The sequence below is a fragment of the Pseudoalteromonas aurantia genome, from assembly GCF_005886875.1.
GTDB lineage: Bacteria > Pseudomonadota > Gammaproteobacteria > Enterobacterales > Alteromonadaceae > Pseudoalteromonas > Pseudoalteromonas aurantia_A.
The window spans coordinates 1-423 of sequence record NZ_PNBY01000170.1 but is presented as its reverse complement, the minus strand read 5'-3'; the positions used below and the strand labels follow the sequence as shown (position 1 = coordinate 423).

Genomic DNA, 423 nt, shown 5'->3' with positions numbered 1-423 from the left:
GCACACACAACCTATAGCTACACCGAACTACAATCACAAGCGCAAGCCTTAGCGGGTGCATTGGTTGCTCAAGGCGTACAGCCGAATGAGCGGGTTGGGGTGTTGTTTGAACGTTCAATGGATGCCGTACTGGCAATTTTAGCCGTGGTGCAGGCCGGGGCGTGTTATGTCCCAGTGGATGCGCAGTATCCACAAGAGCGTATTCGCTTCATGATGGAAGATGCACAAGTCAGCCGAGTGATCAGCGCCGATACATTGTGTGACACCGCGGGCCTCGAGGCTTGTCATGTACTGCCATGGTCTCTTTTAGAAACGCAAGCAGTACAGTGTGCACCTGTCAGTGTAGCCATGCGACACGCACAAAGTGCCAGTTATGTGATGTATACCTCAGGGTCAACAGGCACGCCGAAAGGGGTCGAAGAC

The 423-nt window shown here is 53.4% G+C and carries 1 protein-coding gene; it reads left to right on the top strand.

All coding sequences use genetic code 11. From position 1 onward, the window contains the following. On the top strand, positions 1–423 hold a 423-nt coding region (locus CWC18_RS20280; RefSeq protein WP_138676004.1), incomplete at both ends, for an AMP-binding protein.